The following is a 13,615-nucleotide window of genomic DNA, read 5'->3' on the forward strand; positions in this document are numbered from 1 at the left end:
TGTATAAAAATCCTATATTTAAAAAGAGGTGATATATGGGCTGGAGCGTTGATATTTTAAGAAAAAACGGAGAAGGAAATATTCAGGATGTAAAAAACATAATAAATATATTTATGTCAAGAGGCTATACCAACTGTGTGGCATATGATAAAGGAAGATATCATAATCTCTCAATAAATAAACCAATGTTTGATGATGAACTACCATGGTTTTTGGAGGATGATGCCGACAGTATTCTTGCAAATGTAGACTTAAAACCGTCAGATGATTGGTGGTCTAATGAGAGGATAAGGGATTTTCCGGAGAGGTTTAAAGGTTATAGAGATTATTTTGACTTTGAAAAAATATCGGGCAGATCTTTTATGCTTTTAAATTTTTTTCATGAATATTTTAAACTTGTACCTGAGGATGTACTTTGGAACTGTTATTCAAAGGATAAACATTTTTATACTAAAGCTGACATAGATAAGATTTATAATAAAAAAGAGTGGAAAGTCGAATGGATATATGTAGATCCCGATGAGCAATAATATTGAGGTGATTATGAGATTTGAAGGTAGAATACTGGGAAAAGCCGGTGTTGATAAGATGCAGACAGCATATACGGTAGATGATATTCTTATAGATATGGGCTACAGTATGCGATTTTCATTTGATAAATATGTGTACAGTATATCATATATGAAAGAGGAGAATGATATTTTGTTCTTTAATGATGCAGAGCATATGATAGAGGTGTACAACTATGAAAGAAATTTTGAAATACCGACCGAAAGAGCAAATGAACTGGGGCTTGAGACATATTATCGTTTTTCAAATATATATGGGAAAGAACTGATTATTCTTGAATTGTTGCACAGATATTTAGAGGAGAATCCCAATGATATCTTTTATGTGGACAATGGAAGATACTATAATAAAGCGATGATAGACAGTATTTATAAAGGAAAACATGATAAAAACTGGATGTATAGACCACTATACAGTATCAAAAGTATATCTGAATATATAAATATATTTTTAACAACAACCATATCTTATATGGGCGGTATGGGGAATATAACAGATACAAGACATAGGGGAGAAAAGAGTGTTGAACTGAGGTATGAGGGAAGGATAATCGGTAAAAGAAAAAATTCAAAATTCGGCACGGCTTATAGGGTGATAAGAGCTTTAAAAAAAGCGCATTGCAAAAATATAGTAAATATAAAAAGAGAGAGTTACAATATTTTATATGCAAAATGTAATAATAAAAAGATTATTGAAATATATTGTAACACTCAGATGACAGATATCCCTACAGATGAAATAAAACAGATGGACTTTGAGACATATTTTAGGATTACCGATCTTATAGGAAAAGAGATGCAGGTGCTTGAAATAGTACATAGCTATTTAAATAAGTTTTCGGATGATATTTTCTACATTGATAACGATTGTTTCTTTACAAAATCACAGATTGATGAAATATTTAATAATAAGGACAAAAACGAAAAATGGATATTTAAGAAAAGAGAAAGGGACAGATTTTAGCAGGTATCATGGCTGGAGATGTAGGAATTTTAAGAAGAAAAGATGATAACAGTTTTAGAGATATAAAAGATATTGTAAATATACTGATGTCAAGAGGGTTTACTTCGGAATCTTTATATGATTATGGTAATTGTTATATGTTTTCCGTAAATAAACCGGATTATGATGATGATTTCAGATGGTATTTGGATGACAGATCTTCATGGGCAATTATGTATATTAATATAATAAAAAGGGAGCATTCGTATTGCTTTACAGTAGAAGATTCTTCCGGAAAAAAGATAGACTACTATAGATATGTATATATTGAGGGAAGCGGTGACCGAGGTTTTATGTATTTGAATTTTTTACATGAATATTTTAAACTGTTTCCGGAAGATATATTTAAAGGGGAAGCAGATTATTTATATACAAAAGAAGATATTGACAGGATATATGAAAAAGAAATATGGCTTGGGAATTGGTATGATCTTGATCCGAAGACTTTATAGTATAATTGATACAAGTATATGATATACTATCAAGCATAGATTTTAATTTTGGAGACTATATGGAAAAGAAAAAAGTAGTGGTAGGTATGTCCGGTGGAGTGGACTCCTCAGTGGCAGCCTATCTTTTAAAAGAAGCCGGATATGATGTCACAGGTGTGACTATGCAGATATGGCAAAGTGAAGATGAAGAGGATATGTCAGGCAGCGGAGGCTGTTGTGGACTTTCAGCTGTGGATGATGCCAGAAGAGTGGCAAGAGATATCGGCATACCTTATTATGTAATGAATTTCAGAGATGAATTCAAAGATAAGGTAATAGATTATTTTGTAAATGAATATGTGCAGGCAAGGACACCCAATCCATGTATTGCCTGCAACAGATATGTAAAATGGGAATCTCTTTTAGAGAGAAGTATGATGCTTGGGGCGGATTATATTGCTACAGGGCATTATGCAAGAATAGAAAAGCTTGAAAACGGAAGATATGCACTCAGAACATCAAAAACAAGTGCCAAGGATCAGACCTATGCACTTTATAATCTAACACAGGAGCAGCTTTCAAGAACATTGATGCCTGTGGGAGATTATGAAAAGGATGAAATCAGAGAGATTGCAAAGAAGTTCAATCTCAGAGTGGCAAATAAGCCCGACAGTCAGGAGATTTGCTTTGTTTCGGACAATGACTATGCCTCATTTGTGGAAAACGAAATAGGAAAAAAGATGCCTGAGGGAAACTTTGTGACTGCTGACGGAGAGATACTTGGAAAGCATAAGGGAATACTTCACTATACAATCGGACAGAGAAAAGGACTTGGTATAGCGCTGGGGCATCCTATATTTGTTACCGAGATAAGACCTGAGACAAACGAAGTTGTAATAGGTGAAAATGAGGATGTTTTCGGATACAGTCTGGAAGCCGACAATCTCAATGCCATGGCGGTTGAGAAGTTTTATGACGGCATGAGAGCTGTAGGAAAGATAAGATATTCACATAAGGGTGAACACTGCACAGTCAAGGTACTCGGAGAAGACAGGATAAGAATAGACTTTGATGAAAAGGTAAGAGCAATCACACCTGGACAGGCGGTTGTACTGTATGATGAAAGCGGACTTGTACTTGGTGGCGGAACAATTATAGGAAGATGCGATTAATTGCAAGACACTATATAAGCTGTAAAACAGAAAGGTTACAGAGATATGAAAAAATACCTTTGTAGAATATCTTTAATATCAAGCATGGTTATAAGCTACATAATCGCAATGATACTTTTTGTAATGTATCAGTTTGCAGAGTCTTTAAGACCATATGGTTACGGTTTAGGTAGGCTTAGTTTACCGGAATCTTTACAGACATCAATTGTATGGAGTTTCTTTGCGTCTTTAATATTTGTTTACCCGATAGTTTTGACGGGGTATCATATTTTACTTTTGTATCTTGAGGCAAAAAAGAAACTTCTAAAACCTTTTATAAGATTTGATCAGGTTGCTATATGGTATGGTTTGATATTGGAATTTTTGTACCTTACAGAAGGAAAATATGTCACAGGTTCTGACTGGAGTGTACAGCTAAAGAATCTGGAAAAGCATACACCGATTTTTTCCGAAACGGCACCCATAATTATTTTTATTTTTATAATCGGTATTGCAGGGTACTTTTATCTGAGAGTCAGGCCTTTAAAGAAAATACCGCCTTTGATGGCAATTATTTCAATGTCTGCAATGTATCTTTGGGTAATTGAAGTGCTTGTCTTTACGGTACAGGTTTTTAAGGGCGATTTATCGGGTGACAATTTGCTTGATGTATACCTCCTTGTTTACCCTGTTTGTATTATCTGCATTGTTGCAAGAACTGTAATTTCAAAGGTTCATGAATGGCAGGAATATGAAATGGAGAGAACAAAAATACAAAGCAATCCGCTTTTAAATTTTGCAGATAAAATACTGTCAAATTCAAAACTTTGGCCTATATATGCAATTATCTTTATGTTTCCTTTGCTTGGAATAATAATAGGAATACTGCTGCTTTTCGGTCAGGCACCTGATTCCGTTATAAAGGCATGGACCGAAACTGCAGATTGGACATTGTCACTAAAGGAAGCACCTCAAAATATCGAATATGATGAGCATTACCTTTGCACTGTAGCGGCAGGCGGGCACAGAAAAGTGGTAAAGCCTGTAAGAAAAGGAATCCGTCACGGTCACGAGGTTATAGTAAACAGACAGCTCTGTATAGCCAATGCCTTTGAACAGATTTTAGAGGAGAAAATACCTCGTTTCCACAAACTTGTGAGGGGAGTATATGATCGCTACGGCTTCCCCGTTGCAAGACTTATAAAGAGCAAATGGATTGCAGATATTATATATATTTTGATGAAGCCTTTGGAGTGGATATTCTTAGCGATAATATATATGAGTGATGTGCATCCGGAAAACAGAATAGCGACCCAGTATATGGGGAAAAATGGAAGTAGCAGTTAATTAAGTTTGTATTTATTAGTTTTTATATTCGAATAACAGCTATGAAACAACTTTTGAATGATAAGATAGCGAGTGATTTCGTTGTATTAGAAATAGGACATATAGTTATATAAATACAATAAATATATGGAATACATATAATAAAATATGGGATGTAATTTATGGGAAAGAATAAGTTTAATGCACTTACTTCTGAAGTGCTGGATGAAAATAATAAAATATATACAGAAGCACTTGACTATGCTTTTGGCAATAATGATATAAAAAATATTGCTATTACAGGTATATATGGTGCCGGGAAGAGTACAGTATGGAATACATATGTTAATAAAAGTAAATTAAATAATGTCATTAACGTCTCATTGGGCAAATATGAAAATTATATTAAAGATGACGATAATAGACAAAAGGAAGCGTCTGAGACTAAGCTTAACAATTCAGATGCTGATGGAACTGAAGGTTTATTTGGTGATGAAAGTAAAAAAGCCGGTGGTATAGATGATGAGAATAGAGTAGAAAGGCAAATTATAAATCAAATATTATCTCAGATAGATCCAAATAAAATACCGCTTAGTAAATATTGTTTTAAGTCGAATAAAAGTAAATGGAGTATTTTCCGGCATTTCTTGGCATTTCTTTCAATTATTTGCTCAATACTACTTTGGAAATTACGTAATGATTTAATTCCTATTTTTAAGGATTTAATAATTTTTAATGATTTATTAACTCCTTTTTTTAAGGGTATACTAAAGCATTTATTTAGAGATCTGCCAGAAAGATCAGATGAAATGTTGTGGATTATTCCATGTCTTATATTTTTTCTTTTACCACTGTATTACTTTTTTTATACTTTTTATAGAGGTAATAAATTTAGAGTTTCTAAGATATCATTTAACGGTACGGAAGCAGATATGAATAATGATATGGGTGATGAAACAGTATTAGATAGAGACATAAAGGAACTGGTATACTTATTGGGAAGTTCTGGTACAGAAATAGTTGTTTTTGAAGATTTAGATAGATATAATGACATATCTATTTATACAAAACTACGAGAACTAAACTTTATATTAAATAACTATGTAAAAATAAATGGTAAAGATAATCCGGTTCGATTTATATATTTGTTAAAGGATGGTATATTTTTCTCTAAAAACAGAACGAAGTTTTTTGATTTCATTATACCTATTGTGCCTATTGTGAATTCTTTTATATCGGAATATCATATTGACAAATTTTTAAAGGATAATGGAATAGTGGAAGAAGTGACTATATTAGCCGATGTTGCTTTATATGTAGATGATATGAGGCTTATTAAAAATATAGTAAATGAATATATCATATATTCCAGAATATTACAATTGGAAAGTAAGAATTCAAGTATGGACGCGTCATCAGAGTATCCTTATTTGAATAACGACATTCTATTTGCGTTAATCACATTAAAAAATATATTGCCTAACGAATTTGAACTTTTACAGGAAAATAGAGGATATATAAATGCTATATTTGAGAAACTGGAAGCAAAAAATTACAATAATACTAGCTATAAAACAATAATTTCCAGATTATCCGATAAAGAAAAGGAAGAATTATTTTCAAAAAAAGGATGGGATAGTTTAGAAAGTCGATATTTTGATTTCGTTCGATTTTTAATTGTAAATGGATTCTTAGACAATAGCTACGGTAAATTTATAGTAGATTTATATAAAGCAGATACATCAAACTTATTGAAGAGAAATGATATAATTTATATAAAGGGTCTGAAAGAAGGCAGATCTCTTGATGTTTTGTTAGATATTGAGACACCTGATTTAATTATTAAACGATTAAATAAAGACGATTTTATGCTTGATAATATACTTAATATTAATATATTTAAAACTTGCTTAGAGAAAGATATGATTGATAATGTGATAGCTATTACTGAATCTATTACTATTAATGAAAAGTATGAAGATTTAAGGGAGGTCTTAGATAGTATTGATTTAGAATTAGAAGGGAAGTATTTTGACTTAGATAGTATTGATTTAGAATTAGAAGGGAAGTATTTTAATATACTATTATATAATAATGAAGATTTGTTTTGTAAAGTTTTGGATTATTTTAAATCTAAAGCAGATACAAGAATTAATAGTGGAGAACTTATAGTTTATACAGAGGAGTTTTTTAATGATAAATATGTAAAAAAATTTAATTATATTTTAATTTCAATTCTTATAAATAAATATACAGAAGGAAACAAGTTAAAATCTATAAAAAAATATTTGGAATATGGTAAAAATACATATATAATAGACCAAATATATGACATATATGGTGATATATATGATAAAATGTACAGGTATATGGAGTGTGAGGTAGACGATACAAGGTATAAAGAGGCAGTTGAATACATGAATACAATAAAGAAAGAATTGGATAATTTTATAAAAAATGTGAATGTTATAGGTGTTGATTTTGATGAAATTTCGAAGATTGTAAGTCTTAAAGATGATGATATAGAAAGCCTTTGTCGCTGAGATACAACCTGAGACAAATGAAGTTGTAATAGGTGAAAATTAGGATATTTTCGGATACAGTCTGGAAGCCGATAAATTGAACGCCATGGCGGTTGAGAAGTTTTATGGCGGTATGAGAGACATCGGAAAGATAAGATATTCACATAAGGGTGAACACTGCACAGTCAAGGTACTCGGAGAAGACAGGATAAGAATAGACTTTGATGAAAATGTAAGAGCAATCACACTGAGACAGGTGGTTGTACTGTATGATGATAGCGGACTTGTACTTTGTAGCGGAGCAATTATATAGAAAATTGATTAAAATATAATATTAACAGATATTAAAAGAGCGATTGCTTCACTTGACGGAGCAATCGCTTTTCACGGAGGCGAAGAGATTCGAACTCTCGTGCCACGAAAAAGTGACAACCTGATTTCGAGTCAGGCTCGTTATGACCGCTTCGATACACCTCCAAGACATATTATACATTAAAATGCGCATTAAATCAACCTTAATAAATATTAAGAATTTCACAATAATTATATATAATATAGAAGAAACTCACATAGTAATGAAAATATCATTGTTAGAAAAATATAATTAGATTGAAAAAACAGACAATTTATAGTATGATATTAGCAACAATAAATATCACAGGAGGGTTTGACATGCGTTGTAAAAATTGTGGTTCTATGAATGCTGACGGAGCAAAGTTTTGTGAGAGTTGTGGTGCTGCCCTTGAGAGCGTGAATAAGCAGCAAAGCCAAAGTAACACCGAATCTAAGGTATCTAATCCTACAGGTAGTCCGGGAAGTCCTAAAAAACTACCTAAGAATATTATTTTCGGTGCGGTAGGTGCCGTAGCGGTTCTGTTTATTATAGTGATAGTTGCATTCGCTATGAATTCGAGCAAAGTAATTGATCTGAACAAGTATATAAGTTTCGAGTCAAGCGGGTATGACGGATACGGAAAGGCAAGTATAAGTGTTGATTGGGACAAACTTGAAAAGGATTACGGGAAAAAGGTAAAGTACAGCAGTAAGGGTAAGAAAGAGTACGGAGTTTTGACCTATGCATTTGAACCGATGTCGGTTCTTCGTGATGCCGTATCGGAAATAAGTCTTGACAAGTCTGAGAAATTAAGTAACGGTGACAAGGTTAAGTACACATGGAAGGTATCTGATGATACAACAAAAAGTATAAATTATAAGTTAAAGTATAAGGACGGAGAATTTGAAATAAAAAATTTAAATGAATTGAGTAAATTCGATCCGTTTGAAAATGTAAAGTTAAGTTTTTCGGGAATTGCACCGAACGGTAAGGCCGAGATTGCTTACAGCGGTAATGATACATTGAATAAAAACAATTTTAAACTTGATAAGTTTGATAAACTGAAAAATAATGATACTGTTACCGTAAGCCTTAATCTCGATGAAGATCAAATAGCTTCTATGGCAGACAGATACGGAAGAATACCTGAGAAAATGAGCCAAACTTACACTGTATCCGGGCTTGAAACTTATGTAACACAGTACAGTGAATTACCTCAGGATTTCATAAAAGAAGTAAACGATAAGGCAAAAGAGGTTGTAAAGGAATATACGGACAGTGCATACGGCGAAGGTACTACACTTTCAGATCTTAAGTATGAGGGTTATGTACTGAAGACCGATTTGGATGAAGTATATAACGGATTGTATATTGTCTACAGCAGAGTACTTACAAGTACAGACAGTAAGTATGTAACCACCAAGATGTATTATCCTGTAGCTTTCAGGACATTGATGTTGACAGATAAAGTAACTTATAAGAGCGGTCCTGAGATTATAGGAAAGTCAAGCTATGTCACAGGAGATTCAAAGGAATCAAAAGGATATAAGCGTCCACATGATTTTCTTGAGCGATATAGAAGTGAAAGTGTGACGGCAGGGGACGGATTTGAAAAGTTTGAACACGAGTCATATGTGCATAAGCTTGAGGATATGACGGATGAGTACAGAAAGTCTTTACAGGATCAGGCAAGACTGACTTTGGATGCTTACATTGCCAAGGATTATAAACCGAATATGCAGGTATCCGATATACAGTTTGTAGGAGAGTATTTGCTGTATACTTCAGACGATCAGGAACAGTTCAACGGTACAAATATATACTATGTAGTGTTCTCTGCAAATTTATCCGATGCCAACGGTAAATTCCCTACCACTACCATTTATTATCCGGTGGAATATTCATATGTAATGAAATTAAGTGATGAGGACTTTTTAACGGCAAACAGATCGGATGTTGCTCTTAACTTTTTGAGTCTTCCAAACACTTGGGATACAACAAGAGGATATACAGACGGTAATGAAATGTACAAGAATCTTATAAGTAGTCGCGATAAAATATATGAGCATCAGGTAAGTGACGGTTTAAAGCAGTTCGGGGAATAATATAGTTTCATTATACGAACGATTGTAAATAACAGTATAAAAAGGGGGCTGACAGTCAGCCCCTCTTTTATAACGTAATCGTTTGAATATCGGACAAATCCAAAGTGACAGTGGCTAGGTTTTTTGTTTTTAAAAGTGAGAATATTGATTTTTTTGAAAAATCATATTAGAATAATCATTCCTAAGGAAGGAGTTTTAAGATGGCATTTATAGAAAGGTATCAAAAACTCACTATTTTTATTTTGATATTGATTATTGTTTTTGGAATATATCTATGGGAGGATTTTAATTCATATACAAAACTTGAACCAAAATCTCCGTATGGAGTATATCTTGTTGCACAAACAACAGGTGATATGCGTTCCTCGACCAGTACTATATACATCAAATACCCTAACTCAAATAAGTTATTTAAAACCGAAGTGGAATTTGGTGAAGATGAAGGGTCGGCTTTAGCAAAACCATCAAACCGCCTTTCAATTGTGTGGATAGATTCTCACCATGTATCTATAACTTTTAAAGGCCGTGATTATGGTAGACCTATTACTAAGATAGTAGAGTACTGATTAATCAGTGCTCTATTATTTTAGCATTTTAATGTATTTTCTGTGGAATTATGAATTATGTTAGCTTGGAATGTTGCCACAATCAATTGAATTTAATAAAATAATAAGTAAAGTGAGGACTATCATTATCAGTATAAATACAATCACTATAGATTTAAATATTAACCATAAATACTTTGAATGTCTTTTTTTTTTACTTGAATAACATCATCTTTAACTTTAGCAGCTCTATATAAGAAATATATTTTTAAAATTGCAGATAAAACTATCATTAAATATGCTACAAGAATTATACAAATTATAAATCTATCATGAAAATTCATTTGTTCAAGAGTATTCACATCATAAGGATTTATAGATATATGTGCGAAATGTATAATACCGACTTGCTCCATAAAAGCCGTTATAAGTATTATAAGACCTGCTGTTAAAATCAGATTAGAAAACAGCTTTATTTTTTTCATTATAATTTCTCCTCAAAAAAACTAAAATCACTTATCCCTGTCCTATTATTTTTTTATACTTTTATTTATCCTCCTTCCAATATATCTTTTACCGTTACATTTTGACTTATATTTAGGTTGCCTTGTCAGCCCCTCTTTTATAACGTAACAGTTTGAATATCGGACAAATCCAAAGTAACCGTGGCTGTTTTAAAGTGTATTTCATATAATATCAATGAATCTCCGGCAAAGTCTATAGTATTTTTATAGCCGGGTATCTTGTCACAAAAGCAATCCGCCAAATCAAAAACGGTTTTTTCGCTTCTTAGTGCAATTCCTCTTGCCTTTATATGCTCATTGTCTTTTTTGGGGATTGTGGTAAAGGCGACGTTTCGGTTTTGTTCCATTTCATGTACTTTTTCATTATCTTTAAATGTCGCAAAGTATATGACATTATTTGTATGGTTAAAGTAATAGTTGACTATTCTTACATTCGGAGTGCCGTCTATTCCTATAGTTGCCAAAGCAATTTCAGTCTGTGTATCCATAATTCTTTTGAATTCTTTTATTGTGTCCATGAAAACCTCCGTTTCTATAATAAATGAATAATACAATATGTATTTAAATATGATTAGTATAACAGATTTTTTCATATGAGTATATAATATTTCAACGCTTTACCGTAGTAGAGAAATAAAACGTTGACAGTTACACTTTAGCATGCTACCATAAGAAAGCGTTAAGGTAATGCAGTAAAGAAAGTTATGAGGTGTATTTATGAAAAAAATTTATTTACTTGGAATTTTAGCAACAATTATGTTGGTAGGCTGTTCATCAGCATCAACGGACACAAGTGCAGCAGAAAGTAAGTTGACAGATGAGACTTCTATTGCAGGCACAGACGCTAATACAACTTTTACGGTGGGATTTGATAAAGATTTTCCACCTATGGGGTTTGTTGGAGATGACGGGGAATTTACCGGATTTGATTTGGACCTGGCAGCGGAGGTGGCAAAGCGACTGGGAAAAAAGATAAAGTATCAGCCTATAGCCTGGGATGCAAAAGATATGGAACTCACATCCGGTAATATTGACTGTATTTGGAACGGCTTCAGTACAAAGAACAGAGAAGATAAATATACATGGACAAAGCCATATATGAAAAATGATCAGGTATTTGTGGTAAGATCTGATTCCGATATCAATTCGTTTGAGGATTTAGCAGGAAAAACGGTGGAGGTTCAGATGGATTCGTCAGCCGAAGCGGTATTAAAAGAAAATACAGAACTGTCAGGTACATTCGGTAAATTACAGACTGTGGCTGATTTTAACACAGGTTTTATGGATCTTGAAATGGGTGGTGTGGATGCTTTGGCTATGAATAGCGTAGTGGCAAATTATCAGATCACAAAAAGAGGTGGAGAAGGCTTCAAAGTTTTGGATAAGCCGGTTTCAAGTGAAGAATATGCGGTAGGATTTAAACTTGGAAATACAATGTTGAGGGATGAGGTACAGATGGCACTTGAAGAGATGAAGGCAGACGGTACATTAAAGAGTATTTCTGAGAAATGGTTCGGTAAAGATGTTACTACATTAGAGTAACAGCATATGTAGTGAACAATAATTTACCTGAACCATAAAATTAACAAATAACATGTACTTTTTATTGCGTTTAAATGTTGTAAAGTATATGACATTAATACAATATGGAAAAGAGTTTATCAAGTCTATATCACAGTCAACTTGCTTCCAACTTAGAATAGACATAAAAGCTTATTTGATGTATACTTTTTTCATATGGGATATCGTCAGATATCGTCTAAATAAGTAACAGATATGTAGAAGAAGGGGAAGCCATGATTGACATTAAGTTTTTAAGAGAAAATCCGGATGTCGTAAGACAGAATATCAAGAATAAATTTCAGGATTTCAAACTCCCGTTAGTTGATGAGGTTATCGAGCTTGATGAGAAGCTCAGAAAGACAAAAGTAGAGGCTGATGAGCTTAGATCAAGGAGAAACAAGATTTCAAAAGAAATCGGTACACTTATGGCACAGGGCAAGAAAGAAGAGGCCGAGCAGGTAAAGGCATCTGTAGCAAGCCTTGGAGAGCAACTTGCAAAACTTGAGCCTGTTGAAGCCGAGCTTGAAGAGAAGATCAAAAAGGATATGATGACCATTCCGAACATTATCGATCCGAGCGTACCGATAGGTAAGGATGACAGTGAGAATGTAGAAATCGAAAAGTTCGGTGAGCCTTTTGTTCCTGATTTTGAGATACCGTATCATACCGACATAATGGAAAAACTGAACGGAATCGACCTTGACAGTGCAAGAAAGGTTGCAGGAAACGGATTCTATTATCTAATGGGAGATATAGCAAGACTTCATTCTGCAGTAATATCATATGCAAGAGATTTTATGATTGACAGAGGATTTACATACTGTGTACCTCCTTTCATGATCAGATCAGAAGTTGTAACAGGAGTAATGAGCTTTGCCGAGATGGATGCCATGATGTATAAGATTGAAGGAGAGGACCTCTATCTTATAGGTACAAGTGAGCATTCAATGATCGGAAAGTTCATTGATACTATGAATGACGAGGCTAAGCTTCCTTATACACTTACATCTTACTCACCTTGCTTTAGAAAAGAGAAGGGAGCACACGGTATCGAGGAGAGAGGTGTTTATCGTATCCACCAGTTTGAGAAGCAGGAGATGATAGTTGTTTGTAAGCCTGAAGAGTCAAAGATGTGGTATGACAAACTGTGGCAAAATACTGTAGATCTTTTCAGATCATTGGATATTCCTGTAAGAACGCTTGAGTGCTGTTCAGGTGATTTGGCGGATCTTAAGGTAAAGTCATGTGATGTTGAAGCATGGTCACCAAGACAGAAAAAGTACTTTGAAGTAGGAAGCTGTTCAAACCTCGGAGATGCACAGGCAAGAAGACTTAGAATCAGAGTAAAGGATGCCGACGGCAACAAGTACTTTGCACATACACTTAACAATACTGTTGTAGCACCGCCTCGTATGCTTATCGCATTCCTTGAGAACAATCTCAATGAGGATGGAAGCATCAGAATACCTGAGGTTTTAAGACCTTATATGGGTGGAAAAGCAGTTATAGGAAAATAATGGTTTACGCCCTGTGTATGCAGGG

At 33.6% G+C, this 13,615-nt stretch carries 13 protein-coding genes and 1 tRNA gene; 11 read left to right on the forward strand and 3 right to left on the reverse strand.

The window, feature by feature from the left end:
- Positions 1 to 35: 35 nt before the first annotated feature.
- The 7 genes from EHW90_RS03865 (at position 36) to EHW90_RS03895 (ending at position 7,315) form a co-directional block, all read left to right on the forward strand.
- Complete coding sequence (locus EHW90_RS03865; RefSeq protein ID WP_124951371.1) at positions 36 to 530, forward strand: hypothetical protein; 495 nt, start codon at positions 36 to 38, stop codon at positions 528 to 530.
- Complete coding sequence (locus EHW90_RS03870; RefSeq protein ID WP_243113906.1) at positions 520 to 1,533, forward strand: hypothetical protein; 1,014 nt, start codon at positions 520 to 522, stop codon at positions 1,531 to 1,533. Before EHW90_RS03865 ends, EHW90_RS03870 begins: the two co-directional genes overlap by 11 nt.
- An 8-nt stretch (positions 1,534 to 1,541) precedes the next feature.
- Complete coding sequence (locus tag EHW90_RS03875; protein WP_124951375.1) at positions 1,542 to 2,024, forward strand: hypothetical protein; 483 nt, start codon at positions 1,542 to 1,544, stop codon at positions 2,022 to 2,024.
- A 59-nt stretch (positions 2,025 to 2,083) separates the two neighbouring features.
- A complete protein-coding gene (gene mnmA / locus EHW90_RS03880) occupies positions 2,084 to 3,175 on the forward strand; it encodes a tRNA 2-thiouridine(34) synthase MnmA (protein ID WP_124951377.1) in 1,092 nt (363 codons plus the stop codon).
- A gap of 45 nt (positions 3,176 to 3,220) precedes the next feature.
- Positions 3,221 to 4,501 (forward strand): DUF6688 domain-containing protein, encoded by a 1,281-nt coding sequence (locus EHW90_RS03885; protein WP_124951379.1) that lies wholly within the window; start codon positions 3,221 to 3,223, stop codon positions 4,499 to 4,501.
- Positions 4,502 to 4,662: 161 nt separating this feature from the next.
- A complete protein-coding gene (locus tag EHW90_RS03890) occupies positions 4,663 to 7,023 on the forward strand; it encodes a YobI family P-loop NTPase (RefSeq protein WP_124951381.1) in 2,361 nt (786 codons plus the stop codon).
- An 85-nt stretch (positions 7,024 to 7,108) separates the two neighbouring features.
- Positions 7,109 to 7,315: an aminomethyltransferase beta-barrel domain-containing protein gene (locus EHW90_RS03895; RefSeq protein WP_243113907.1), complete on the forward strand. Its 207-nt coding sequence runs from the start codon at positions 7,109 to 7,111 to the stop codon at positions 7,313 to 7,315.
- Between the two features lie 74 nt (positions 7,316 to 7,389).
- Here the strand turns inward: EHW90_RS03895 and EHW90_RS03900 are convergent.
- A tRNA-Ser gene (locus tag EHW90_RS03900) sits at positions 7,390 to 7,479 on the reverse strand.
- Positions 7,480 to 7,674: 195 nt separating this feature from the next.
- Here EHW90_RS03900 and EHW90_RS03905 point away from each other — a divergent pair.
- Positions 7,675 to 9,441, forward strand: coding sequence for a zinc-ribbon domain-containing protein (locus tag EHW90_RS03905; protein ID WP_124951383.1), 1,767 nt, complete (start codon positions 7,675 to 7,677; stop codon positions 9,439 to 9,441).
- A gap of 200 nt (positions 9,442 to 9,641) precedes the next feature.
- Positions 9,642 to 10,007 (forward strand): hypothetical protein, encoded by a 366-nt coding sequence (locus EHW90_RS03910; protein WP_124951385.1) that lies wholly within the window; start codon positions 9,642 to 9,644, stop codon positions 10,005 to 10,007.
- Between the two features lie 161 nt (positions 10,008 to 10,168).
- On the opposite strand, the gene EHW90_RS03915 is transcribed toward EHW90_RS03910, so the two are convergent.
- The gene (locus EHW90_RS03915; RefSeq protein WP_243113908.1) at positions 10,169 to 10,471 is read right to left on the reverse strand and encodes a hypothetical protein; all 303 of its coding nucleotides are present in this window, start codon (positions 10,469 to 10,471) and stop codon (positions 10,169 to 10,171) included.
- Positions 10,472 to 10,608: 137 nt separating this feature from the next.
- Positions 10,609 to 11,028 carry a pyridoxamine 5'-phosphate oxidase family protein gene (locus EHW90_RS03920; protein WP_124951387.1) on the reverse strand — a complete coding sequence of 140 codons (420 nt, stop codon included), beginning with the start codon at positions 11,026 to 11,028 and terminating at the stop codon, positions 10,609 to 10,611.
- A gap of 199 nt (positions 11,029 to 11,227) precedes the next feature.
- Here EHW90_RS03920 and EHW90_RS03925 point away from each other — a divergent pair, with 199 nt between their 5' ends.
- Together EHW90_RS03925 and serS are read left to right on the forward strand one after the other, a co-directional pair.
- Positions 11,228 to 12,052, forward strand: coding sequence for an amino acid ABC transporter substrate-binding protein (locus tag EHW90_RS03925; protein WP_124951389.1), 825 nt, complete (start codon positions 11,228 to 11,230; stop codon positions 12,050 to 12,052).
- 254 nt (positions 12,053 to 12,306) lie between these two features.
- Positions 12,307 to 13,590: a serine--tRNA ligase gene (gene serS, locus EHW90_RS03930; RefSeq protein ID WP_124951391.1), complete on the forward strand. Its 1,284-nt coding sequence runs from the start codon at positions 12,307 to 12,309 to the stop codon at positions 13,588 to 13,590.
- Positions 13,591 to 13,615: the final 25 nt, after the last annotated feature.

The sequence above is a fragment of the Lachnoanaerobaculum orale genome, assembly GCF_003862485.1.
Classification (GTDB): Bacteria; Bacillota; Clostridia; order Lachnospirales; family Lachnospiraceae; genus Lachnoanaerobaculum; species Lachnoanaerobaculum orale.

Excerpts from the sequence above, each read along its gene's own strand:
- EHW90_RS03865 (WP_124951371.1), top strand. The coding sequence starts at position 36 with ATGGGCTGGAGCGTTGATATTTTAAGAAAAAACGGAGAAGGAAATATT.
- EHW90_RS03870 (WP_243113906.1), top strand. The coding sequence starts at position 520 with ATGAGCAATAATATTGAGGTGATTATGAGATTTGAAGGTAGAATACTG.
- EHW90_RS03875 (WP_124951375.1), top strand. The coding sequence starts at position 1,542 with ATGGCTGGAGATGTAGGAATTTTAAGAAGAAAAGATGATAACAGTTTT.
- mnmA (WP_124951377.1), top strand. The coding sequence starts at position 2,084 with ATGGAAAAGAAAAAAGTAGTGGTAGGTATGTCCGGTGGAGTGGACTCC.
- EHW90_RS03885 (WP_124951379.1), top strand. The coding sequence starts at position 3,221 with ATGAAAAAATACCTTTGTAGAATATCTTTAATATCAAGCATGGTTATA.
- EHW90_RS03890 (WP_124951381.1), top strand. The coding sequence starts at position 4,663 with ATGGGAAAGAATAAGTTTAATGCACTTACTTCTGAAGTGCTGGATGAA.
- EHW90_RS03895 (WP_243113907.1), top strand. The coding sequence starts at position 7,109 with ATGGCGGTTGAGAAGTTTTATGGCGGTATGAGAGACATCGGAAAGATA.
- EHW90_RS03905 (WP_124951383.1), top strand. The coding sequence starts at position 7,675 with ATGCGTTGTAAAAATTGTGGTTCTATGAATGCTGACGGAGCAAAGTTT.
- EHW90_RS03910 (WP_124951385.1), top strand. The coding sequence starts at position 9,642 with ATGGCATTTATAGAAAGGTATCAAAAACTCACTATTTTTATTTTGATA.
- EHW90_RS03915 (WP_243113908.1), bottom strand. The coding sequence starts at position 10,471 with ATGAAAAAAATAAAGCTGTTTTCTAATCTGATTTTAACAGCAGGTCTT.
- EHW90_RS03920 (WP_124951387.1), bottom strand. The coding sequence starts at position 11,028 with ATGGACACAATAAAAGAATTCAAAAGAATTATGGATACACAGACTGAA.
- EHW90_RS03925 (WP_124951389.1), top strand. The coding sequence starts at position 11,228 with ATGAAAAAAATTTATTTACTTGGAATTTTAGCAACAATTATGTTGGTA.
- serS (WP_124951391.1), top strand. The coding sequence starts at position 12,307 with ATGATTGACATTAAGTTTTTAAGAGAAAATCCGGATGTCGTAAGACAG.